General features: G+C 52.8%; 22 protein-coding genes. 2 read left to right on the plus strand and 20 right to left on the minus strand.

The annotated features are described in order from the left end of the window. Positions 1-10 precede the first annotated feature (10 nt). A complete protein-coding gene (gene fakA, locus NNL21_RS16590; RefSeq protein ID WP_507176560.1) occupies positions 11-1,822 on the minus strand; it encodes a fatty acid kinase ATP-binding subunit FakA in 1,812 nt (603 codons plus the stop codon). Between the two features lie 15 nt (positions 1,823-1,837). Further along, a complete protein-coding gene (locus tag NNL21_RS16595) occupies positions 1,838-2,197 on the minus strand; it encodes an Asp23/Gls24 family envelope stress response protein (RefSeq protein WP_204818369.1) in 360 nt (119 codons plus the stop codon). 201 nt (positions 2,198-2,398) lie between these two features. Between NNL21_RS16595 and rpmB the strand changes: the two genes are divergently transcribed. Continuing rightward, on the plus strand, positions 2,399-2,587 hold the full coding sequence (gene rpmB / locus NNL21_RS16600) for a 50S ribosomal protein L28 (protein ID WP_204818370.1): 189 nt from the start codon (positions 2,399-2,401) through the stop codon (positions 2,585-2,587). A 159-nt stretch (positions 2,588-2,746) separates the two neighbouring features. Here the strand turns inward: rpmB and spoVM are convergent, their stop codons facing one another. The 18 genes from spoVM to NNL21_RS16690 all read right to left on the minus strand — a co-directional run bounded on the left by spoVM (position 2,747) and on the right by NNL21_RS16690 (position 22,922). Continuing rightward, positions 2,747-2,827, minus strand: a complete 81-nt coding sequence (spoVM, locus tag NNL21_RS16605) for a stage V sporulation protein SpoVM (protein ID WP_010345573.1) — start codon at positions 2,825-2,827, stop codon at positions 2,747-2,749. 239 nt (positions 2,828-3,066) lie between these two features. Further along, on the minus strand, positions 3,067-3,333 hold the full coding sequence (locus NNL21_RS16610) for a hypothetical protein (RefSeq protein ID WP_204818371.1): 267 nt from the start codon (positions 3,331-3,333) through the stop codon (positions 3,067-3,069). A gap of 8 nt (positions 3,334-3,341) precedes the next feature. Then, positions 3,342-3,986 (minus strand): ribulose-phosphate 3-epimerase, encoded by a 645-nt coding sequence (gene rpe / locus NNL21_RS16615; RefSeq protein WP_204818372.1) that lies wholly within the window; start codon positions 3,984-3,986, stop codon positions 3,342-3,344. Positions 3,987-3,988: 2 nt separating this feature from the next. Then, positions 3,989-4,918: a ribosome small subunit-dependent GTPase A gene (rsgA, locus tag NNL21_RS16620; protein ID WP_204818373.1), complete on the minus strand. Its 930-nt coding sequence runs from the start codon at positions 4,916-4,918 to the stop codon at positions 3,989-3,991. Further along, a complete protein-coding gene (gene pknB / locus NNL21_RS16625) occupies positions 4,902-7,010 on the minus strand; it encodes a Stk1 family PASTA domain-containing Ser/Thr kinase (RefSeq protein WP_204818546.1) in 2,109 nt (702 codons plus the stop codon). The genes rsgA and pknB overlap by 17 nt, the downstream gene beginning before the upstream one ends. Positions 7,011-7,015: 5 nt before the next feature. Beyond that, positions 7,016-7,771, minus strand: coding sequence for a Stp1/IreP family PP2C-type Ser/Thr phosphatase (locus NNL21_RS16630; RefSeq protein ID WP_204818374.1), 756 nt, complete (start codon positions 7,769-7,771; stop codon positions 7,016-7,018). An 8-nt stretch (positions 7,772-7,779) separates the two neighbouring features. Further along, on the minus strand, positions 7,780-8,826 hold the full coding sequence (rlmN, locus tag NNL21_RS16635) for a dual-specificity RNA methyltransferase RlmN (RefSeq protein ID WP_204818375.1): 1,047 nt from the start codon (positions 8,824-8,826) through the stop codon (positions 7,780-7,782). 115 nt (positions 8,827-8,941) lie between these two features. Then, the gene (gene rsmB / locus NNL21_RS16640) at positions 8,942-10,453 is read right to left on the minus strand and encodes a 16S rRNA (cytosine(967)-C(5))-methyltransferase RsmB (RefSeq protein ID WP_204818376.1); all 1,512 of its coding nucleotides are present in this window, start codon (positions 10,451-10,453) and stop codon (positions 8,942-8,944) included. Continuing rightward, on the minus strand, positions 10,450-11,397 hold the full coding sequence (gene fmt / locus NNL21_RS16645) for a methionyl-tRNA formyltransferase (RefSeq protein ID WP_204818377.1): 948 nt from the start codon (positions 11,395-11,397) through the stop codon (positions 10,450-10,452). Before fmt ends, rsmB begins: the two co-directional genes overlap by 4 nt. 4 nt (positions 11,398-11,401) lie before the next feature. Beyond that, complete coding sequence (def, locus tag NNL21_RS16650) at positions 11,402-11,887, minus strand: peptide deformylase (RefSeq protein WP_204818378.1); 486 nt, start codon at positions 11,885-11,887, stop codon at positions 11,402-11,404. A gap of 36 nt (positions 11,888-11,923) precedes the next feature. Further along, complete coding sequence (gene priA / locus NNL21_RS16655; RefSeq protein ID WP_204818379.1) at positions 11,924-14,422, minus strand: primosomal protein N'; 2,499 nt, start codon at positions 14,420-14,422, stop codon at positions 11,924-11,926. Next, positions 14,419-15,630 carry a bifunctional phosphopantothenoylcysteine decarboxylase/phosphopantothenate--cysteine ligase CoaBC gene (gene coaBC, locus NNL21_RS16660; protein WP_204818380.1) on the minus strand — a complete coding sequence of 404 codons (1,212 nt, stop codon included), beginning with the start codon at positions 15,628-15,630 and terminating at the stop codon, positions 14,419-14,421. The genes priA and coaBC overlap by 4 nt, the downstream gene beginning before the upstream one ends. Before the next feature lie 120 nt (positions 15,631-15,750). After that, entirely contained in the window at positions 15,751-15,960 is a 210-nt protein-coding gene (gene rpoZ / locus NNL21_RS16665; RefSeq protein ID WP_204818381.1) for a DNA-directed RNA polymerase subunit omega, read from the minus strand. Between the two features lie 13 nt (positions 15,961-15,973). Next, the gene (gmk, locus tag NNL21_RS16670; protein ID WP_204818382.1) at positions 15,974-16,591 is read right to left on the minus strand and encodes a guanylate kinase; all 618 of its coding nucleotides are present in this window, start codon (positions 16,589-16,591) and stop codon (positions 15,974-15,976) included. 14 nt (positions 16,592-16,605) lie between these two features. Beyond that, positions 16,606-16,866, minus strand: coding sequence for an extracellular matrix/biofilm regulator RemA (remA, locus tag NNL21_RS16675; RefSeq protein WP_020615370.1), 261 nt, complete (start codon positions 16,864-16,866; stop codon positions 16,606-16,608). 325 nt (positions 16,867-17,191) lie between these two features. Continuing rightward, positions 17,192-19,051, minus strand: coding sequence for a bifunctional homocysteine S-methyltransferase/methylenetetrahydrofolate reductase (locus NNL21_RS16680; RefSeq protein WP_204818383.1), 1,860 nt, complete (start codon positions 19,049-19,051; stop codon positions 17,192-17,194). A 23-nt stretch (positions 19,052-19,074) separates the two neighbouring features. Beyond that, a complete protein-coding gene (dapF, locus tag NNL21_RS16685) occupies positions 19,075-19,905 on the minus strand; it encodes a diaminopimelate epimerase (protein WP_204818384.1) in 831 nt (276 codons plus the stop codon). 224 nt (positions 19,906-20,129) lie between these two features. After that, positions 20,130-22,922, minus strand: a complete 2,793-nt coding sequence (locus NNL21_RS16690) for a calcium-translocating P-type ATPase, SERCA-type (protein WP_204818385.1) — start codon at positions 22,920-22,922, stop codon at positions 20,130-20,132. 159 nt (positions 22,923-23,081) lie between these two features. Between NNL21_RS16690 and NNL21_RS16695 the strand changes: the two genes are divergently transcribed. Then, positions 23,082-24,920 (plus strand): Rqc2 family fibronectin-binding protein, encoded by a 1,839-nt coding sequence (locus tag NNL21_RS16695; protein ID WP_204818386.1) that lies wholly within the window; start codon positions 23,082-23,084, stop codon positions 24,918-24,920.

Genomic DNA, 24,920 nt, shown 5'->3' on the forward strand with positions numbered 1-24,920 from the left:
GTCAGCCCCCCTATTCAACTGCAAATAAATACGGGTACAGTGGTTGCCCGCCTGCATGCACCTCAAGCTCCGCATCCAGATAAGTCGATTCAATCCACTCGGACAGAGCTGAAGTTTCTGCAGCATCAGCTTGCTCGCCCGTCAGAATCGTCACCAGTTCTCCGCCCTCTTCCATCATTCGAGACAATAAGTCACGGCATGACTGCTGCAAATCCGGGGAAGAAGCAACGATCGACTTCTCCAAGATCCCGATGAAATCACCTTCGCGAATATCGATCCCATCAATTGTAGTATCTCGAACCGCATGCGTGACTTGTCCGGAACGAACCTGCTTCGCGGCTTGTTCCATCGCATCCGTATTCACCGGGGCCGTCTCCTCGTCCCGGAAGGCGAGTACGGCTGCAAGCCCTTGCGGCACGGTACGAGTCGGAATGACCGTTATGTTCCGTTCGCATAATTCGACAGCTTGCTGTGCAGCAAGAATAATGTTTCCGTTATTCGGCAGCAGATAGATGTGCTGCGCATGCAGCGCTTCGATGGCCTTCACGAAATCCTCCGTACTGGGATTCATCGTTTGTCCGCCGGATAATACGATGTCGACATTGTTGTCAAGAAAGATATTAGAGATTCCTTGTCCCATTGCTACGGCGATAATGCCGTATGGTGCCCACTCATGTGCTTGTTCAACCGGGACCGAATCGACGGGTGCGCCTGTAAGCACCTCCGGCACAGTCATCCCTAGCGCCTCATCTTCGATACTGCGGGTTGATCCGCTGATATGCTGGGAATCGGTTGCAATCGATTCTTCATGCAGCAGGCCACGATGCTGTTCCCGCATGTTCAAAATATGGATGTCCGTCAGCTCGCCGTATGGAAGCGCATAGTTCAAAACATCGCCCGGCTTTCGCGAATGCACATGAACTTTAATGATCTCATCGTCAGCGATGACAAGAATAGAGTCACCATCTTTTGCCAGAGCCCGTTTGAAGGCCGCTTCATCGAATGGCGCTGCCATCCGGCCGGCAAGCTTACGGTTTATGAAAAATTCCATATCGTATAAATACTCAATTGCTTCCGTGGATAAACGGGATTGAGCGCTGCTCGGCTGCTGCGGTACGAAGACCGTGTACCCTGTCCGCTCACCCGGGCTTGTAACGGTTGGCGTCGGGTTTGCCGAAGTGTTGCCTTGACCAGCTGTCACGCCTGTCTCGCCAAGAGCTAGAACGAAGCCCTCGTAGATATGTACAAGACCCTGACCGCCGGAGTCTACGACGCCTACCTGTTTCAGAACTGGCAGCAAATCCGGTGTCCGCTGAAGCGCGTCATAGGCCTTGTCATGAACCTCGCGCATCATCTCGACCACATCAGTCGTCCGGCGTGCAATGGAGACGGCATGCTTAGCCGCTTCCTTGGCCACCGTAAGGATCGTACCTTCGACGGGCTTAACAACCGCCTTGTATGCCATATCGACACCATGCTGAAGAGCAGCTGCAAGCTGCAGCGTATTTACCTCTTCTTGTCCTGCTAAGCTCCTGGAAAAGCCGCGAAACAGTTGGGACAGAATGACGCCCGAGTTTCCCCGTGCACCCATGAGCAGTCCCTTCGAAAACGCTTCCGAAACTTTTCCTATCGCTGGGGACGGTTTGCTTACTAGCTCCTGTACCCCGGAGGTCATGGTTAAATTCATATTCGTACCCGTATCGCCATCAGGCACTGGAAACACGTTCAGTGCATTGACGCGTTCAACATTACGCTGCAGACATTCCGCTCCTCTATGCACCATCCCGGTAAAGTCCGATCCGTTAATAAAACGCTTGCTCAACATTAATTCCCCTTCCTACCCAGATACACGCACGCCTTGGACAAAAATATGAATGAAGTCGACCTTCAGACCAACTACCTCATTCAGCACATACTTCACTTTTGACTGAATATTGTGCGCCACTTCGGATATTTTTGTGCCATAGCTAACGATGATGTATAAGTCGATGTGCAAGCGTTCGTTCTCTCGGCGTACTTCAACACCCCGCGACAGATTGTCCCGACCGAGCAGTTCCGTAATACCGTCCTTTAACTGCTTGCGTGAAGCCATACCGACAAGTCCATAACACTCAAGCGCAGCTGAGCCGGCAAGCATAGCGATAACATGATCTGCAATGATAACTTTCCCTAAATCTGTTTGAAGCTGCAGTGGCATGGTCGTTCACTCCTTTACCGTATATATTATGGACTAATCAACATTGTACTATAAAATTCGAAGATATAGAAGTCAAACCGACGCAGAACGCCTGAATTCTTCCGTTTTCGAACCTTCTCTCTGTCTTGATCGCTTGAGTTTCTTATGTTATTATATTTAAGTGTGTTTATTTGCACGGATTCTTCAAGGGAGGTGTATTCCATGTCTCGCAAATGTTTTATCACGGGCAAAGGTCCCGGAACTGGTAACCACGTTTCGCACGCGAACAATAAAAACCGCCGTTCTTGGGGCGTTAACGTTCAAAAAGTACGGATTCTCGTTGACGGTAAACCGAAACGCGTTTATGTCAGCACTCGCGCTCTGAAATCGGGCAAATTGACTCGCGTCTAGTACGAATCATGAAGCGACGAACGAAAGGCACCTGATCCCGATCAGGTGCCTTTTTGTCCTTCCTCCCCACAGAAAACAGCCGCCCTCGCATCCTGCGGCGGCATCCTGTAGACGTGTGTCCGTTCGCTTCGACACGTTATATGCTTCTGGGCGGCCGAATCAGTTTTTCTGGAATGTATTCAAAATCGCTTTCACAAACCCGCCCAAAAACTTCGGCAGCTTGATTGTGTAAAATTTCATCCTCCATCCCCTCCTAAACGTGCTCGGCTTCGCACCGTCCATGTATCACACGTTGTCGCTTTGCACCTGAATTAAGGCATGCGAAACGGCTCCCATCACCCATCGGAATGAGCTGTGTTAACCTTCAAACGAAGTTTCCGATGATGAGTGATATGCGGTAAAAAAAAGGCTACACGAACCTTCGTTCATGTAACCATAGTATGCAGGGCCGGATTGTCCTATTCCAACAGGCGCTGTTTCTAGGCTCCTGCCGGGTTTTGTTTGGCGTAGATCACCATCGTGATGATCACGGTAACGAGCAGAAAGAATAGAAGCGAAAGCACGATAAAGACGATGCGAATTCCGATACCGGGAAACCTCTTGAAGAAGAATATGCCGATAATCAGCGCCAATATGGAGAAAACAAGGTTAGTCGGGCTATTGATGAAAGGGAATATGGCCAGCATCAGCCCGCAACCAAAACTAAACAGAGCAACAAGAAAGCTGTTCTTTATTCGTTCACCCATGAATTCACCTAACGAAGCGAGGCTATTGCAGCCGCTCGGTCCTTCTCCGTAAATACCGCATTACCGGCTACGAGCACATCCGCTCCCGCTTCGCGAACGAGCGCAGAGGTATGCGCATTAATGCCCCCATCGACTTGAATATGAATACCTGACAACCCGCGATCTGCCAGCATGGCCCGAAGCTGCCTAAGCTTAGGCAGCGATTGCGGGATAAATTGCTGGCCGCCAAATCCCGGATTGACCGTCATGATCAGAATAAGATCAAGATCATCCAGAAGATTCTCAACTGCCGACAGAGGTGTCGCCGGATTAAGCGCAACACCTGCGGGCAAGCCTGCTTCCTTGATCATATGAACGACCCGGTGCAGATGTGTGCAAGCCTCTGCATGTACAGTAATGCGGTCAGCACCTGCTTCGATCATATCCGGAATAAGCTTCTCCGGACGTTCAATCATGAGATGTACATCGAATGGCAGCCTTGAAAGGGGCCTTATAGCGCTGATAACGGGTGCGCCAAACGTCAGGTTTGGCACGAAATGGCCGTCCATCACATCAATGTGTATCCAATCGGCTCCCGCGCGTTCTACGTCTTTGATATCGTCTGCAAGTGCGGCAAAGTTCGCCGACAGAATGGATGGTGCGATGATCGACATATTTAGTACCTCCGCTTTTTCTCTTTCAGCTCCGCCATGAATAGCACATAATGCTCGTGGCGGCTTGCTTCTATTTGCCCTTCCTCCAATGCCTTGAGAACTGCGCAGCCAGGCTCATGTATATGCGTGCAGCCGCGGAATTTGCAGGATCCGGACAGCTCTCTCATCTCGCGGAAGCAGCTGCCTAATTCCTCAATACCGAGCTCCACGAAATCCAGTTGGCTGAATCCAGGCGTATCCGCTACATACCCTTGTCCGACCGGAATCAGCTCTACATGCCTTGTCGTGTGCTTGCCTCTTCCAAGCCGGCTGCTGATTTCATTCGTTTCGATTGTTAAGCCCGGAACGAGTGCATTCAGCAGCGATGATTTGCCCACGCCTGATTGACCGGCAAATACGGCCAGATGTCCCTGGAGGCGATCGTAGAGCGCGTGGGTACCATCTCCATGATGAGAGCTCGTTAAGAATACCTCGTATCCGATCGGTTCATAGATACGGCGAACCTCATCCATGATGTGACGGGCTTGCGCGGCATCCGGACCGTCCTCAGCCAAATCTTGTTTGCTTAAACACAACATCGCCGGAATTCCGGCATGCTCAATATGGAGAAGGAATTTGTCCAGCAGCTGCAAATTAAGCGCCGGCTCTGTTACTGAAAATACGAGCACCGCCAGATCAATATTCGCAACCGGCGGCCGGATGAGCTCGGATACACGGGGAAGGATGGCATCGACCGTACCTTCCCCGTTCTCCGTTATTCCGTATTCCACCAAATCGCCGACAAGCGGAGATTCCCCGCGTTTCTTGAAGATGCCTCTTGCACGACATGTAACCGGAACGCTCTGCTTATCCGCTCCCTCAGGAAGTACATAATAGAAGCCGCTAAGCGCCTTTACGATCCGACCGATAGTTGCCTCATTGCTGTTCGGCATTGTTACCCCCGTGATTGTTGCTGCTATTGTCAGGCTCCGTCTGTACCGGTTCATCTACTGGAGGTTCCATACCAGGTACCGTCTCAGGAGGCGATTCCGCCCCGGACTTTATCTCGTCATAGGTTCTGGTGAAGATATCGACTAACTCACCATCCCGGTAGATTTCGACCCTGGCTTCCGTATTAGGGCCTAACACGACTTTAACAGGGAACGTTCGCGTATCGTTAATTTTGCTTTTGCCGAGCTCGATGTTCTCTCCGGTGGCATCCGAATATCGGATTCGAATTTCACTCGTTTTGCCGGCTTGAGCAGGCGAGATAACAATATTAAAAGTATATTCGACCGCCTCGTCCGGCAAACCGCCGCTGACGGTCAATGTGACTTCAGCACCTTTAGATACCGAATCATTCGGTTTATACGGATCTTGGGAAACGACTTTGCCCGCTTCACCATAGCTCGGCTCGCGCACCGTATTGGCCTCGTTCACCTTAAGCCCCAATGATTTCAGTTCCTTGATTGCATCCGCCTCCGACTTACCGATCAAATTCGGCATTGGAAACGTCTCGGGTCCTTTGCTGACCGTGAACGTGAACGAAGCCGTCTTCGGGTCGAATTCCGTGTCAGCATCCGGCGTCTGTCCCAGCACGGTTCCAGGCTTCTCTTCGCTGAATTCCTCTTCCGGCTTGATACGCTCATCTGATACACCTAAGCTGATCAGCTCTTCCCTCACTTCATTGAAGGATCGGCCCTTATAATCAACCATTTTCTCCATCTTCGGACCGGTACTGACATATAACTTGATGAAAGAGCCTACCTTAACGCGTTGATTCTGCTTGGACTGATCATACACAACGTCTTTTGGAACGCCCTCTTTGTCCATATATACGGTCGGTTCTTCGATCTTCAGACCGGCTTTTTCCAGTTCCTGTCTCGCTGCCGTTTCCGTCTTGTTCACGACGTACGGGACATCCACCTCATCAATGTCGAACCAACCCCGCACGGTCATAGCGCCCCAATAGACAAGAGCAATCACTAGCAAAGTCGTAAAGACCGTAATAACGGGCTTCACCCATCGACGTCTCTTGGGCGACTCGGATAACCCGTCCGAATCCCAGCGGTCATCCTGCTTCTCATCCTTTTCGGCCTTCTCCGGACGCGGGACAGCAGGGGCTGCCAGCGTCTCCATCGATCCGCCGCGGATTGCCGGCATCACGCGCGTCTCATCCATATCGCCGGCATGGGAATTGAACGTAATCTTCGGCTCCCCAAGCCGCTCGGGCAGCAGACATGTATCCAGATCATGCAGCATCTCTTCTGCAGATGCATATCGTTCTTCCGGATTCTTACGCATCGCGCGCAATATGATGTTCTCCACGCTCTGCGGGATATACGGATTAACAACGCGAGGTTCTTCGAATGTCTCCTGCAGATGCTTCAGCGCAACGCTAATCGGACTCTCGCCCAGAAACGGCAGTCGTCCGGTCAGCATCTGGTAGAGAACAATGCCAAGCGAGTATAAATCGGATTTCTCCCCGGTGCTGACGCCCTTAGCATGCTCAGGCGAGAAATAATGTACAGAACCGACTACGGATCCCGTCTGTGTAATCGTCGAGGACGTCACAGCACGCGCAATACCGAAGTCGGTCACTTTGACACGTCCGTTGTTACCGATTAAGATGTTATGCGGCTTAATATCGCGATGTATAATTTGATTATGATGGGCATGTTCTAGCGCATCGCAGATCTGTACAGCAACGTGCACCGCTTCCTCGGTTTGCAGTGGCGCACGCTCCTGAATAATTTCATTCAAATTATGGCCTTCCACATATTCCATGACAATGTAGTGCGTATCTTCTTCCTGCCCGACGTCGTAAATACTAACGACGTTCGGATGGGATAAGGCTGCCGCCGACTGCGCTTCGCGCCGGAAGCGCCGGATGAAATCCTCATCATGAGTAAACTGCTGGCGCAGCACCTTAACCGCTACTTTCCGGTTTAACAATATATCGTGAGCTTTATAAACGAGCGCCATGCCGCCCCCGCCGATGCGGGTGATGATTTCGTACCTTCCACCTAATTCATGTCCAATCATGTCGCTCACCCCTCTTGCTCCGTGTCGTCGGCATGATGCAGCAGGACGACCGTAATATTATCGTCTCCGCCAGCTTGAAGTGCCAATTGAACGAGCCGATCCGCCTTGCCGTCCAAATCAAGTTCATCCGACTGCAGCGTTTCGCGCATTTGTTCATCCGTGACCATATTGCTTAGGCCATCGCTGCATAGAAGCAGTATGTCGCCCTCTACCCATGAAATACCGCGTACGTCGACTTCCACCTGCGCATCCGTCCCAAGCGCTCTTGTCAGCACATTGCGGCGCGGATGATTCGCTGCCTCCTCCGGACTGATTTGTCCGGATTTGGCAAGCTCATTAACAAGCGTATGATCCTCAGTCAGCTGGGTCAGCTCACCATCACGCAGCTTGTAAGCGCGGCTGTCACCTATATGGCCAATGACACCGTCATCCGCTTGAACAAGCGCTGCAACGACCGTAGTCCCCATATTGTGGTACTGATCATTGCGGGAAGCCATATCGTAGATCACTTCGTTTGCCTGCAAAATCGTTTGTCGGATGAGCATCTTGCGCTCATCCAGCGATAATTCGGAATCCATGTCTTGCAGGGAATCGCGGAATGTATCCACTGCCAATTGGCTGGCAACATCGCCAGCCTGATGACCTCCCATGCCATCCGCCACAACGGCGATGACGAGACCGCTTCCCTGCTGCTGGCCCCAGGCCCGATCTTCGTTAACAAGCCGAATACGGCCGATATCGCTGCGATAAGCCATTTTCATAAAACCGATCACCCCGTCGTGGACTCCATATGTTTCGCCCGTAGCTGTCCGCATGCTGCCGCAATATCATGACCCTGCTCTCTGCGGATAGTGGCATTGATTTTGTTGCGTTCAAGAATGCGTTGAAATTCGAAAATTTGTTCTCTGGGTGTCCGTACATATTTGCGCTCCGGTACATGGTTAACCGGAATCAGGTTCACATGGCACAGCATCCCTTGGAGCACCCGCGCCAGCTCTTCAGCATGCTCGCTCTGGTCGTTGACGCCTCCGATCAAGGCGTACTCAAATGTAATTCTGCGGCCTGTCTTCGCAATATAGTAATGACAAGCCTCCATCACTTCTTCGAACGGAAAGCGCCGGTTTACCGGCATCAGCTTCGAGCGGAGCGCATCGTTCGGTGCATGAATCGAGAGGGCGAGGTTGATCTGGGTGTTCTCTTCCGCGAACTTGTACATGCTCGGGACGATCCCGCTCGTTGAGACCGTAATATGGCGCTGGCCGATATTAAGGCCCTTCTCGTGGATCATATTACGCAGGAATGTCATCGTTGCCTCGTAATTCTCAAACGGCTCGCCCGAGCCCATGATGACGATGCTGGACACACGCTCATTCGTCTCGTCGAGAATTTGCTGCGCGGTGACCACTTGAGCGACGATTTCGCCTGCCGTCAGGTTCCTTTTTAGCCCGCCTAGCGTCGACGCACAGAATGTGCAGCCGATTCGGCAGCCGACCTGTGTCGTGACACAGATGCTGTTGCCGTAGCTATGGCGCATAATGACGGTCTCGATCGCATGATCATCATGCAAACCGAATAAGAACTTAACGGTGCCATCCTTCGATTCGAAACGCGTGATTTCATTGAGCGTGACGAATAGAAACTGATCGTCAAGCTTCTCACGCAGCGCCTTCGGCAAATTGCTCATATCTTCAAAGCTCTTTACCCGCTTCACATAGAGCCAATCGAATAATTGGGCGCCACGGAAGGCAGGCTCGTTATTTTCTTTCATCCAATCTTGCAGTTGTTCTAGCGTATAGTCGTAGATGAATGGTTTCATCGTTTCACACCTGTTTCTTTGTCATTGAATTAGACGGCTACTCGCCGCCATCGCTTATTTTACCACAAACGCCCATGACAGGCTACAAGAGCCGGCATAGGCGTTATTTCGCAGCTTATTCGCGGTGCTTGAACTTCGCAATAAAGAATCCGTCGCTGCCGAATTGATGGGGCAGCAGCTGCACGTAACCTTGGAACTGCCCGTTCACGGCACCGGCTTTCTGCAGCGGCTGGAGAACATTCTCCGGCCACTGCGTATCTGATTCAAAATCGGGATTCTCCCTGAGAAAAGCAGCAACCTGTGCCTCATTCTCTTCACGTTCGATCGTGCACGTGCTGTATACCAGCGTTCCCCCTGGACGCACGAGCTTCGCCGCTTCAGCTAACAACCGCCGCTGCAGCGCCGCGATCGATTGGACATCCTCCGGCGTTTTGGTCCATTTGATCTCGGGTTTACGCCGAATGACGCCAAATCCCGAACAAGGAGCGTCGAGTAGAACAAGATCGAACGAAGCAGCCGTGAATCGGCCAGACAGCTCAGCCGCATCCCCTGTCTCCGTTATGATCGCATCTAATCCGAGACGGCGAGCCTGCTCGTCGATCAACTGGCGTTTATGAGGATGAACGTCGTTAGCGACGACGCGGCCTTGATCGCCCATGAGCTCAGCGAGATGGGTCGACTTGCCGCCAGGAGCAGCACAGCAGTCGAGCACCTTCCAACCAGGCTCAGGGGCGCAAACCTCTGCGACGAGCATGGAACTCTCATCCTGCATCGTCCACAAGCCTTCCGCATAGTTGTCCATCAAGGCAAGGTTACCGCCTCCATCAACGATGATGCCGGCTGGAGCAAGAGATGAAGGAGCAGCTTGATAGCCAGCTTCCGCCAAGCGGCTTAGCGCTTCATCTCGCGATAAACGCAGCCGGTTAACCCGCATGCTTGGATGCGGAGATTCATTCCCTGACGCGCAAATGGCTTCAGCCTCTGCCTCTCCATACGCGGTAATCCAGCGCTTGACAAGCCAATCCGGGTAGGAGTACGTGACTCCGATACGGATGACCGGATTGTTCTCTTCCACCGGTCCCCTAAGCTCCTGTAAGCGGCGCTCCATATTGCGGAGGACCCCGTTCACCATCCCGGAAATCCCCGCATGTCCCCGCTTCTTCGCAATCTGTACCGCCTCATTGACCGCAGCATGCGCTGGGATGCGATCCAAACAGAGCAATTGGTAGGCACTCAGACGAAGCAGCTGAAGTACCCATGGATTCAGCTTGTCCAGTCCTTTGGCGACTAAACCTGAAAGCCGGTAATCGAGCAGACGCTGCTGCTGAATCGTCCCATAAACGAGCTCTGTAGCAAGCCCTGCGTCCTGCCGGGTTAGTCCGGCCTCCTGCAGAGCGCTGTTCAATTGCAAATTGCTGTATGCACCGGATGCCGCTACTTTAACTAGCGTATTGAGCGCAACTTCGCGAGCCGTTTGAGGTTTGGGCTTACGTGAGCTGCCCCCGCCTTGACTGGCGGGCCCTCCATTCCGCACGGCTGCGGCAGAACCGGGAGCCTTCCTGCCGCCCCCTCCATTCTTCCGTCTCTTGCTGGCCGGAAGATCCTTACGAGTATCCGGCCCGCTCATGCTTCAGTCCCGCCGAAACGGCTGCCTGCCGGCAGTCGGGCGCCTTTCAGCCATTCAGCCGCTGGCATTGCTTTCTTGCCGGCCGGTTGAATGACCGTTAGTAACAGGCTGCCATCACCGGTCTGTACCAGAATCCCGCTATCGTTTGTTTGAAGCACGGTTCCTGCAGGCTGCCGGGATTCTTCACCTTCTTCAAGAGGTTCGCATCCCCACACCTTGAACGTTTCTCCATGAAGCAGTGTGAAGGCCCCTGCCATCGGAAGCAGTCCGCGTACTTGATTATATAAAGCAAGTGCGGGACGGCTCCAATCCATCCGTTCGTCCTCGCGGGACAAGTTCGGCGCGTAGGTGGCATCCGTATCGCTTTGCTTCTCAGCTTGGACTTCACCGGAAATGATCGCCGGCAGCGTCTCCAGAAGCAGCTTGGCCCCGGCTTCGCTAAGCTTCGTGAATATCGTTCCGGATGTGTCCTCATGCAGGATCGGGATCTCGACTCTACTGATCATATCTCCCGTATCGAGCCCCTCCGCCATATACATGATCGTTACGCCGGTAGAAGTCTCCCCGTTCATGATCGCTCTCTGGATCGGCGCTCCCCCGCGGTAGCGCGGCAGAAGAGACCCATGTACATTAATACAGCCAAGCGGAGGAATGTCCAGAACCGCTTTGGGTAAAATCTGTCCATAGGCAGCCGTTACGATGAGATCAGGCTGCAGCAGCGAAATCTTCTCCACGGTGTCGGAGCCTCTCAGCCGTTCCGGTTGATAGACGGTTAAGCCATGATGAAGCGCCGCATCCTTTACCGGAGGCGGTGTCAGTGTTTTTTTGCGGCCTTTGGGCCGATCGGGCTGTGTGATGACAGCTGCGATTTCGTGACCTGCCTCAATTAAGGCTTCCAATGAAGGTACGGCGAAATCCGGCGTTCCCATGAATACGATACGCATAGGCTCACTCTCCGCGTCCGCGCGGCTTTGCAGACACGTCATATATAGAATCGGCGATATCGGTAAACAATACGCCGTTTAAGTGATCAATCTCATGCTGGAAAGCGCGTGCCAAATAATCGGATGCCTCCAGCGTAATGGGTTTGCCGTTGCGGTCAAAACCATTGACCTTAATCTGTTGGAACCTGCGGACGTCACCGTTCAAGTTCGGAATGCTCAAGCATCCTTCAGGACCGATCTGCTCGCCTTCCTGCTCGACAATTTCCGGGTTGACCATCTCGATCAGCCCATTATCGTCCCCAACGTCGACCACGATGACCCGCTTCGAGATGCCGACCTGAGGTGCAGCCAGACCTACGCCTTCCGCATCGTACATCGTTTCTGCCATATCGGTAAGCAACTTATGCAAATTGGAATTAAATTTAGTGACTTGTATTGCCCGCTCTCTCAAGACGGGATCCGGATCTTTCACAATTATTCGAATAGCCAAAACATGTCCCTCCTTGGATTTGTATCGCATGTAAAATTATAAGATGACCTGTGGATCAACATCTACACTAAGCTGAACCTGAGGTTGGCCATTTGAACCCGCAAGCGAGCTGACGGCCCGCTTCAGCATGCCGACCGCGTCAACATTTCCACGATATTTTACCATACATTGAAAACGATAGCGATCCTTCATTCTTGGAATCGGAGACGCGACAGGGCCGAGGATATCCATAAAGCGTCCCGTCGTTCCTTCCTCGGAAGAAGCCGATAATCCGGCCTCCGCAACGGATTGGCGGAGCATAGCGGCGAGCTTCTCTCCTTCCGCGATGACAAGCGGAAGCTGTTCATGCGAAAGTGTGATGAGAATAAGCCGGCAGTATGGCGGATAGGACATGTATCTGCGGTGGCGCAGCTCCTCCTGGATAAACGAAGCGTAATTATGCTGCTGCGCGGTTTGGATGGCGTAATGATCCGGATTATAGGTTTGAACGACCACCTCACCCGGGAGCTCATGCCGTCCTGCACGCCCTGCCACCTGAGTGAGCAGCTGGAACGTTTTTTCCGCCGCCCTGAAATCGGGCAGATGGAGCGAGGTATCTGCTGCAATGACGCCGACTAATGTAACATATGGAAAGTCGAGCCCTTTCGCCACCATCTGCGTCCCGAGCAGCACGTCAGCTTGACGCTCCCCAAACATCGTCAGCCACTTCTCATGGGAGCCTTTCTCTGTCGTAGTATCTACGTCCATGCGGATAACGCGTATACCGGGGAACAGCTTGGACAGCTCTTCTTCCACCCGCTGCGTTCCTGTTCCGAAGAATCGGATATGCTCACTTTCGCAGGAAGGGCAAGCTGTCGGCGCCATCTCGGCATGTCCGCAGTAATGGCATCGAAGCGTACGTAATTTCTGATGGTAGGTTAGTGATATGTCACAATGCGGACATTGCGCGGTATAGCCGCATGAGCGGCACATAACAAACGTAGAATACCCTCTGCGGTTCAGCAGCAGAACGGCCTGTTCGCCGCGTTCCAGCCGCTGGACGAGTGATTGATGCAGCTGCCGGCTGAACATCGAACGATTGCCATCCTTGAGCTCCTCCCGCATATCGACGAGATGAACGGGCGGCATGGGGCGTCCTCCTACCCGGTGAGGCATTGGCAGCAATGCCGATCCCCGGCCTGGCTGCTCGCCGGCTTGCCCTCCGCGGGACGCAGCCGCGTAGCTTTCGAGTGAAGGCGTCGCCGAACCAAGCACTACCGCAGCGCCATGCTGCCGGGCGCGCTGAACGGCTACATCTCTTGCGTGATACTTCGGGCTTTCTTCCTGTTTGTAAGAGGATTCATGCTCTTCGTCAATAATAATGAGGCCGAGCCGGTCGAACGGAGCGAATATGGCTGAGCGGGCGCCTACGGCTACACATGCCCGCCGCTCGCGAATCTTCCGCCATTCATCGTACCTCTCGCCGCTGGAGAGCCTGCTGTGCAGAACGGCTACGGCATCGCCGAAGCGGCCTTTGAATCGTTCGACCATCTGAGGGGTCAGTGAAATTTCCGGAACAAGCACGATGGCCTGCTTGTTAAGCCGCAAGCAATGCTCGATGGTCTGCAAATACACTTCCGTCTTGCCGCTTCCCGTCACTCCATGCAGCAGAAAAACCCGGGAATCCCGGTTGTCGATGGCAGCCGCTATTGGCGTGAAAACAGCCTGCTGTTCATCCGTTAATGGAAGCGGTGAGGTTCGCCGGAATTCACGACCCGCGTATGGATCCCGATCCTTCTCGACCTCCCGGATCACGATGTGTCCTTTCTCGGCCAAGGCCTTAACTGTCCCTGAAGTTGTCTTAAGGTGATCTAGAAGCTCCTGCATGGTAATCGGCTCTTCATGGTCGATCATATATTGGAGGACTTCACGTTGCTTAGCTGCTCTCGCCGGCCAATCGGCCAGTGCCATGAGCGCTTCATCCCGATTGGCCGGTGGAAAGACAGTGAGCATCTTCTTCACGGATAAACGGTCCCGGATGGCGACGCGCCCCAATAATGCGCCTTCCCGGATGGCCGCCTTCACTTCGTTCGCCGCAGAAGGAAACCTCTCCTGAAGTACGGACAGCTTGACGGATCCTCCACTCCGGCGCATATACTCCGCCCAGTCGGAAGAAGAAATAAACACCGTTTGATCTTCGCCAGCCAATGAAACCGTCGTTTCTGCTTTCCCTTTCAATGCTGCCGGTATCATGGCTTGCAGCGCTGTCGTCATCGTGCAGCAATACTTATCGCTGACCCACTCTGCCAGCTGGATCAAATCAGGAGATAACGGAGGCGTATGATCAAGCAGCTCCGCAACGGCCTTCAGCTTCTTGCGGTCGACCGCTGCCGTTTCTGTGATGGCAACGACGAATCCCTGCACGACACGGCCGCCGAATGGAACACCGACTCTGCTCCCCACTTCCAGCCAGCCCTGCATATCGGCTGGCACTTCATAATCGAAGGGACGATCCGTTTGCCGACTCGGCACATCGACGATAACTTTGGCAATCATTCCCTCGTCTCCCCGGATGCCATCCGGTTAGCCACAAGAGTCAATAGCTGGTCCGCGACCTCGCGCTTGGATAACAGAGGCAGCGTTGCAACCAATCCCTCCGACCCGTATACATCGACGATATTCGTATCGACATTGAACCCGGCACCTTCGCGTGTGATGTCGTTGGCGACTACCAAGTCGCAATTTTTCCGCTGCAGCTTGTCCATCGCATATGCCTTGACGTTATCCGTCTCCGCCGCGAAGCCTACCAAGAATTGGCCACTCTTTTGCTCACCCAGCGTCTTAAGTATGTCCGTCGTACGCTCAAGCTCCAAAGTGAGGTGCTCACCCGTTTTTTTGATCTTGCTTGCCGCGACCGTTGTCGGACGGTAATCCGCAACTGCCGCCGCTTTTATGACAATGTCGGTCGCTGCATAACGCTCCAGAACAGCCTGAAGCATCTCCTCCGCGGATTCGACTCGAACCACGTTCAGGCCGGCACCTGGCTGCATGGCCGTCTTCGCGGCAACGACGGTAACATCCGCCCCGCGGTTCAACGCGGCTTCAGCAATGGCAAAGCCCATCAAACCGGAGGAATCGTTCGTCAGATAACGTACGGGATCAAGCCGCTCAATCGTTCCGCCCGCTGTAACGAGAACTCGTTTACCAGCCAAGGATTGGCTTTGAGTAAACCATTGCTCCGCAGCCTTCACGATATCCTCAGGCTCCGCCAGCCGTCCTTTCCCCACATACCCGCATGCCAGCTGCCCGGTACCGGGCTCAACGAAGCGAACCCCCCGCTCCGCGAGCAGCTCCATATTCCTCTCCACCGCTGGATGTGCGTACATATGAACATTCATCGCAGGCGCAACAAGAATCGGCGCAGTCGTAGCAAGAAGGGTTGTACTTAGCATGTCATCGGCCAGGCCTGTCACCATCTTGGCTATTATGTTTGCCGTTGCCGGAGCAATGATAACCAGGTCGGCATGGTCGGCAAGATCAATATGTGACACCACTGAAGGATCGAACTCGTCGAACGTATCGAGATACACCGGATGACGAGACAGCGTCTGCAGCGTAAGCGGCGTAATGAATTTCGTCGCCGATTCTGTCATAATGACCTTCACAATAGCGCCCGCTTGTACCAATTTGCTGCAGAGTGCAGCCGCTTTGTAAGCTGCGATACCCCCCGATATACCAAGCAGGATTCGTTTCCCTTTCAGCATTCCTTCACGCTCCTATTAACAGAAAATATGCGCGTCATCTTGATACTTTCTGATTGTTTTGAAAAAAATAACAACCGCAAGGGTTGTTATCGGGTCTTCCTATTTCATTGTAGTACTGCTCTAGTCATCCGTCTCGTTGCCTTTCTCGACTTGCACGTTATCATGATAAATTTCTTCTAGCGCGACGCCAACGAATTTATGAGATTTGGGTTGGCGCAGATCTGTTTTAATTCCGTCCCTCAGCATGCGGGCCCGGCGTGATGCGGCAACAACAAGTGAATATTTGCTGTCAACTTTCTTCACCATTTCATCAATGGATGGATACAACATATGCTTCACCTCACTAAGCTTTCTCGGTCGTCGCCTTGAATGCGTCAAAACCGGCCATAAACCGTTCTTTGCGGCAGTGCTCTGCAGTTATGATACTTTGTATGCGATGACATGCGGCTTCGATCTCATCGTTGACGACCGCATAGTCGTAATAACGGATCAAGTTCATTTCATCCACCGCTACCGACATTCGGTGATCGATGACATCGGAATTTTCCGTGCCGCGTCCCGTAATGCGCTGTTTTAAAACATCTAGCGATGGGGGAAGCAAGAAGATAAACACGCCTTCTGCAAACTTCTCTTTCACTTTCAGCGCGCCCTGTACTTCGATTTCAAGAATGACATCCTTGCCGGAATCAAGCATTCGCTCGACGAAATCACGCGGTGTGCCATAGTAATTGCCGACATACTCTGCGTATTCCAATAAAGCGTCTCTGGCTATCATATCTTGAAACTGTTCTCTTGATTTGAAGAAATAATTAATCCCTTCAATCTCTCCCTGCCTTGGCGTGCGAGTCGTCGCTGATACGGAATAGATCAGCTCGCTCTGCTTCTGCCGAAGCTGCGTGCATACGGTACCTTTGCCGACTCCCGAAGGGCCGGATAATACGATTAACAATCCTCTGTTCATAATACTCCCCGTCGCTATTCGTCGTGATCGTCATCCTTCGTCGACAGCCTATGAGCAACCGTTTCCGGCTGAACGGCGGACAAGATAACGTGATCGCTGTCGGTAATGATTACCGCGCGTGTACGCCGGCCGTATGTCGCATCAATGAGCATGTGACGGTCGCGGGCTTCTTGGATGATACGTTTAATCGGCGCTGATTCCGGACTCACGATGGAAATAATGCGGTTGGCTGAAACAATGTTTCCGAAGCCGATGTTAATCAATTTAATGGCCATGTCAGGTTCCCCTCCGGTCTTTCTCGTGCATGATGATTGCAATATAAACACGAAATATAATGTACGTTAGAATAATGGTTGCAGCAATCCTGCCATGATGGAAAAAATGAACAGACCCATTGCATTATTCTTGACGAATAAAGTCCGGAGCATACGTTGGCCTTCCGGCAGCTTCCAAACTGTGTTACTGGGGGGGGAATTGGTACTTGCCAATGGACAGGTTAAGGTCATCATGGCAAGTGTATCCTATTGTTCTATAATAATTCATTTTCGAATGAGGAACAAGTGTTAAAGCGCTGTAAAGAGAAAAAACGAGCCAGTACCCTCAGCGGCCCGTCTGTTCCCATACATATTCAGTCAATTGCACGGTCATATCATAGAACATAAAAGGAGTAATCAAATAAATCCCGTTAAAATGCTTCAAGGCTGTATCCAGCAGCTCCTTGGCGATCTGCACGCCTTCTGCCCGTCCCGCTTCACCTTCAAGGCCTGCCATACGCTTCCGCACCTCATCGGAGAGCTGAATGCCCGGCACCTCGTTATGCAAATATTCCGCATTGCGTCCACTTGCCAGCGGCATAATGCCGATAAACACCGGAACATGGAGATGCTTCGTCGCTTCGGCGACCTGAATGATAAGCTCCGGATCATAGACCGGCTGCGTCATGATATAATCGGCGCCGGTTTCGATCTTGCGTTCAAGCCGCTTGACCGCTTTATCCAGGAAGCGGACGTTCGGATTGAATGCAGCGCCTACCACGAATTTCGCATGCTGTTTCAGCGGCTTGCCCGAGAATGCTACTCCTTGATTCAATTGCTTGATCATCCGGATCATCTCGAAGGAAGTCAAATCATACACCGATTTAGAATCCGGCAAATCCCCGAATCTGGCCGGGTCTCCGGTTACCGCGAGCACGTGATCGATGCCAAGTGCGTCAAGCCCCATCATATGCGATTGCGTTCCGATCAGATTGCGGTCACGGCATGCGATATGAATGAGTGGACGAATCCCAACCTGCTGTTGAACGAGCGATGCTAAAGCCAGATTGCTCATACGCGTTACGGCAAGCGAATTATCCGCCATTGTGACGGCGTCCGCTTGGACGGCTTTGAGCGCGGCTGCTCCCGCCATAAACTTGCGGATGTCCAGATCGCGCGGCGGATCCAGCTCGACGATCACCGTATGCCGCTGCTGCACCGTCTCCACGATGGAAGGGGCATCTCCCGAACCTGAAGGCTGAACTGACGGCTCAGCCGGACTCACGGTTACGATTTCCTGTACCGGCACCGACGAAGGTCCCGCTACTATCGGCTGCGCGACATAACCTTCGAGCGCAGCAGCGATTGCGGCAATATGCTCCGGCGTCGTACCGCAGCATCCCCCGACTAGACGAGCGCCCCGGTCCACAAAGTCGCGCGCGGATTGGGCAAAATATTCCGGAGTAGCCGTGAACATATATTTGCCGTCTACATAATCCGGAAGACCCGCATTCGGAAAGACCGATAAAGGCAGGACCACCTCGGCTCCGATCGCATCGATCGCCCGCTTGATTCCGTTCGGACCACTGCGGCAGTTGAATCCGACGACATCCGCACCTTCTTGACGTAGCCGTTCAAAGGCATCGGCAAGCGGGAAGCCGTCCTGTGTAACCGCATCTTTCTCAACGGCGAACTGGCATATAACGGGGACGTTGGACAGCTCCCTTGCCACGCTGAGCGCAAGGTGCATCTCGTCTAGGTCATAGAACGTCTCCAGCAGCAATCCGTCAACGCCTTCCTCCAACAAGGCATACATTTGTTGATGGAACGACCGCATCAGCTGCGCTGAGCGAATGTTCTTGCGTTTACCGGCCCGGATCGCACCTAAGGCGCCAACCACATATGCGTCGGCGCCGACTGCAGCACGCGCCACCCTTACACCGGCCCGGTTAATCGCTTCAACTTCGGAATCGAGTCCATACTTGGATAAGCTTTCATCATTCGCCGAGAAGGTATTCGTTTCAATTACCCTAGCACCCGCCTCATAATATAGACGATGTACATCTTCGATAACTTGAGGACGCAGTACGTTGAATTCTTCGTAAGAAACGCCGACAGGGAACCCCATCTGATACAGATAGGTTCCCATCGCTCCGTCTCCCGTCAATATGCGCGCGCTGAGCGCCTCACGCAAATCGGGTTTCATTATGCATTACTCCTTCTTAATCCTTACAGTGAACCGCGGAATACTTCTGCCGCCGGGCCTGTCATGTAGATATGATTGTCAGCTTCGTTCCATTCGATCGACAGCTCTCCGCCCTTCAGGGATACGATTGCCTTCCGATCCGTATATCCGTTCAACACCGAGGCCACGAGCGTTGCGCAAGCGCCCGTACCGCAGGCAAGCGTAGGTCCCGCTCCACGTTCCCACACGCGCATATCCGTGTAATCGCGAGATCGGACCGTGACGAATTCCACATTGATTTTACGCGGAAACATCGGATGGGTTTCAAGTTTGGGTCCCCACGTATTGAGGTCGAAATTCACAGCGTCGTCCACATAAATCACGCAGTGCGGATTGCCCATGGATACCGCCGTGAAGCGGAATTCGGTACCCTCGACATCTATTACGTGATTCAGGACCGGGTTCGCATCGACGGTAGTCGGGACCTTCAGCCCCTCCAGAATCGGCTCCCCCATATCGACGCGAACCGTATGCACTCTGCCGTCCATGATGTTAATCTGTACCTGCTGCACGCCAGCGCCCAGCGTTTCGATCGTGATGCGTTCTTTATCGGTTAAACCATTATCATATACGTATTTGGCTACACACCGGATCGCATTCCCGCATTGTTCCGCTTCGGAACCGTCAGAATTGATAATCCGCATGCGGAAATCCGCTTTCTCGGACGGCAGAATATAAACTAAACCATCAGCGCCAATACCGAAGTACCGGTTGCATAATTGGATGGCTAGCTCCGCTGCTTGATCGGGTAGTGCGGTTTCTCCCGATATTACTATGAAATCGTTACCTAGTCCATGCATTTTTGTAAAGTTCATCTTCTTGCACTCCTTTTACTGGAACCATCGCCCTCAGGCATGTTCAATTTTTCACTAGCATACCTCATAGCTTTTGGATGCAACATTGATAAATTGGATCAATCTTTGTACTTTCCTCCTATAAATCAGCGTCCTTCCAGGAAGCGATTTCTCTTCGTGGAATTATCCCTTTTTACACAAAAAAAAGAACGCCTGCCTCGATTTGAGGCTGGCGTCCTACCCTTTTAACGGGCGAGCGACTTGGAGCCGCTGAGCGGCCAGTTCGATTTTTTCTTCTTCCCTTTGGAGCCGAGAACGCTGCCAATCCCCATGAGGAATGTCGGGATTCCTGCGGCTACCAGGACGAGACACCATTCACGCAATCCGATCGGCACGGTCTTGAAGATCGGCTGCATGGCATCGATATACACAACGCCCAGCATAAGAAGCAGCGAGGAGAGCACAGCAAACACTAAATATTTATTTTGAAAGAGATTGCGGTGAAAAATGGATCGTGAGCTGCGGCAATCGAATACATGAATCAACTGCGCCATGACAAGAGTCGCGAACGCAACGGTCTGCGCTTCGATTAAATTGGTCGGGCTGCCCGGATTACTGCGAAGAGTAATCCAGAATGCGCCCAGCGTACAGACGCCGATCAGAATACCACGGCTAATGATCTTCCATCCGAGCCTCCGGGCAAAAATGTTTTCCTTCGCAGAGCGGGGCTTGTGCTGCATCAGATCCTTCTCCGCTTGGTCCACGCCCAGCGCCATAGCCGGAAGCCCATCCGTGACCAGATTGACCCACAGAATCTGGATCGGAACGAGCGGCAGCGGCAGCCCTGCCATCATGGCCAGGAACATGGTGAGGATTTCACCTACGTTAGAAGCCAGCAGGTAGCGGATGAATTTACGAATATTCTCATAAATACCGCGGCCTTCTTCAATGGCAGCGACGATGGTGGAGAAATTGTCGTCGCTTAGAATCAGGGACGAAGCTTCCTTCGAAACGTCCGTACCCGTAATCCCCATGGCAATTCCGATATCTGCTGCCTTGATCGCCGGCGCATCATTTACCCCATCGCCTGTCATGGCAACAACATGGCCTTTGCGCTGGAGCGCTTTGACAATGCGAAGCTTATGCTCCGGTGACACCCTGGCATAGACATAAATATTATCGACAAGCCGGTCCAGCTGTTCGTCGTCCATATCTGCAAGCTGCTGACCGCTGATCGACAACCCACCGCGCGGCATGATACTCAGCTGCCCGGCAATCGCCTCGGCTGTCAGTTGATGGTCGCCCGTTATCATAACGGTCTTGATCCCGGCACGCCGGCACGTTGCAATGGCATCGCGCACTTCTTTGCGCGGAGGGTCGATCATTCCAGCCAGTCCGACAAATATGAGCTGGCATTCCACATCCGTCTCGGTTTCGGTATGATCATGCGGCCGCAAATCGCGGTAAGCAAATCCGAGTACCCGCAGCGCAGACTGTGCCATGGATTCCGACGCTTCGATTACTTTCTTCTTCAGCGTGCCTGTGAACGGGACGACTTTACCATCCCAGAGCACATAACTGCACTGCTGCATCAGCACGTCAGGCGCGCCCTTCGTACAGATTAACTGTCCGCCTTGATGCGATACGAGCACCGACATCCGCTTTCGCTCGGAATCAAAGGAATATTCCTTCTCCCGCTTGTAGAGGCTCTCCAGCGACTTGGCGGTAACACCAAGCTTCGCTGCCATTACCGTGAGCGCCCCTTCAGTCGGATCTCCCTTAAGGACCCATTCCTCCTGCAGGACGGTATCTTTCCCCTTCTTGCGTCTCATCTCCACTTCGACTTCCGTCTTTACGACCGAGGCATTGTTGCACAGAGCAGCGACCTGCAGCATCCTGCGAAGAGACAGGTCATTCTTGACATCAATGGCGTTCCCGTCCTCGTATACCGCGCCAACTGGCTCATAGCCTTCGCCAGTCACCTCGAGCGGTCGCCCGCCGATCCATAGACGTGTCACAGTCATCTTGTTCTGCGTCAACGTGCCCGTTTTATCGGAGCAAATGACCGAGGCGCATCCAAGTGTTTCGACGGAAGGCAGCTTCCTAACAATCGCTCTGCGCTTAATCATCCGTTGTACACCAAGGGCAAGTGCGATCGTAACGATGGCAGGGAGTCCCTCCGGTATAGCGGCGACAGCAAGACTAACGCCAGCCAAGAACATTTCATAGGCAGGCTGTCCATGAAAAATGCCGGCAAGAACAACCATAACGGTTAAGCCTAACGCGACTACGATAAGTATTTTGCCAAGCTGCTCGAGACGATGCTGAAGGGGGGTTTCCATGGATTCGGTTTTTTGGATCAGATCGGCGATCTTCCCCATTTCAGTCCCCATACCGGTGCGAATAACGATGCCCTTGGCCGATCCCCGAGTAATCATCGTTCCCATAAAGCCGATATTACGCTGATCGCCCAGCGGCAGGTCAGCCGCATGAATAGGCGTGCAGTGCTTACCGACCGGAACTGACTCCCCGGTAAGCGCGGATTCCTCCGCATAACAGCTGTTCGCTTCAATTAAACGCAGATCCGCCGGAATCCGGTCTCCAGCCTCCACTATTACCAAGTCGCCCGCTACGAGCTCTCGAGCCGGTATGGCATGAACTTGTCCGCCGCGAAGCACCTTTGCGATCGGGGCTGAGAGCTCCTTGAGCGCTCTTAATGAACGTTCCGCACGATACTCCTGCACAAAGCCAAGAATCGCATTAATCACAATGATGGCTACAATAGTAATTGCATCCAAATATTCGCCGAGCAGCCCGGATACTAGTGTTGCTCCAATCAGCACCAGAACCATAAAATCTTTAAATTGATTTAAAAACAATACCAGAGGCGAAGCTTTCTTTCCTTCGGAGAGCTCGTTGCGACCGTCACGCACCAACCGTTCCGATGCTTCGTTCGACGAAAGCCCCGTGTCGAGCGAAGCTTGCAACGTCTGCGCAAGCTCCTTGGCCTCCATTTGATGCCACTTCCGTTGTTCCATCCCCTTCTCCCTCCCGTTACATATCCCTGCTTGCAGCCTTCTTTGCCTAAATGTATTCGGACAAACTGCAAAATATCCCATTGAAGGACTTAAGTTTTTGTCTTATCTATGGCATGATAGGGGAATGAAGGTCGGTAAACAAAGGAGAATTCAACGAATATGGCTTTAGATGGTATCGTAACCCGTGCGATTATACACGAGCTGCAGGCTTGTGTCGGTGCACGCATTCATAAAATTCATCAACCCACCAATCACGATCTGGTCCTGCAAATTCGCGGGGGCAATGTGCCTGGCAAGCTTCTGCTCTCGGCGAATCCAACCTATCCGCGCGTCCACTGGACGCAGCAGTCGTTCCTGAACCCGAAGGAAGCCCCTATGTTCTGCATGCTGCTGCGCAAATATTGCGAAGGCGGCCTTATAGAGGCTATCACACAGGTCGGGAATGAGCGGATCATTCATATCCGCATTCGTCAACGCGATGAACTGGGCGATATTAACGTGAAGCTGATCGTTATCGAGTTAATGGGCCGGCACAGCAACATTATTCTCATGGATGACACGACAGGCATGATCCATGACGGCATCCACCATGTCACGCCGGCGATCAGCAGCTATCGTATCGTCATGCCGGGAACGGCCTATGTTGCACCGCCTGAGCAAGGTAAGCGCGACCCCTTGTCCGTCACAGACGAAACCGACTTCGCGTCTGCGCTGCTGCCATCGGCCAGAGGCGATGGCAATGCCCAAGATCCGGATGCAATGGGAGCTTCGGATGACACAGATTCGCCTGCTCCGCAGGTCGCTATAGTACCGGACAAGCAGTTGGTTTCCGCCTTTAGCGGTATGAGCCCGCTGCTGGCGAAGGAACTTATTTTCCGGAGCAGCATCTCATCGATACCTGCGGATTCTCAGACCATCGCACCTTTGCTTTGGCCGGCTTTCCGCCAAATGATGGGGCAATTCGACAAGCATCAATACGAACCGCAATTGGTTACGCCAAACAGCGGCAAAGCTGCCTTCTCCGTTACTGCGTTGACACATCTGACCGCAGCTGCAGATAGTACCCTCCAAGCCTTTACAAGCATCAGCGAATGCCTGGAGGCTTTCTACGGGGACAAGGCGGAGCGTGACACAGTCAAGCAGCGCGTCTCCGATTTAATTCGGTTTCTTCAGAACGAATGGAACAAAAACGAGAAGAAGCTGGAGAAGCTGCAGGAAACACTCGACATCGCGAAGGATGCGGACAAGTATCGCATCCTGGGAGAGCTTCTTACGGCTTACATGCATCAAATCGAGCGCGGCGATGAATCGGTCGAGGTGATCGATTATTACGATGAGGAACAGCGGGTGGTTCGAATCGCGTTGGATCCGCAGCTTAATCCCTCTGAGAATGCGCAGCGTTATTTCAAGCGTTATGCGAAGCATAAATCCAGCTTGACCGCTGTCGCCGAGCAAATGGAATTGTCGCGAGCAGAGATGGACTATTTAGGAACGCTTCTGCAGCAGCTCGAGACCGCATCTCTGAGCGATATCGATGAAATCCGCGAAGAGCTCGTCGAGCAAGGCTATCTACGGGATCGGACGAAGCGGGGATCCAAGAAACGGAAAGTCTCTCGTCCGGCACTGCTCTGTTACCAATCATCCGAGGGCATCGCGATATACGTAGGCAAGAATAATACGCAGAATGACTTTCTAACCAACAAGACAGCTAGCCCAAGCGATACATGGCTGCATACGAAGGATATTCCAGGCTCCCACGTCGTCATTCGTTCCGCGAATTTCGGGGACGCTACCCTCGAGGAAGCGGCTATGCTAGCCGCGCACTACAGTCAAGCCCGTTCTTCGAGTTCCGTGCCTGTCGACTATACGCTTGTCCGTCATGTGAAGAAGCCTAACGGATCCAAGCCGGGGTTTGTTATTTATGATCATCAAAAAACGCTGTTCATCACTCCGGATGAACAGCGCATTAAACAGTGGCCTTCCCAAATCAAAACCTAA

Source organism: Paenibacillus mendelii (assembly GCF_024498075.1).
GTDB lineage: Bacteria > Bacillota > Bacilli > Paenibacillales > Paenibacillaceae > Paenibacillus_Z > Paenibacillus_Z mendelii.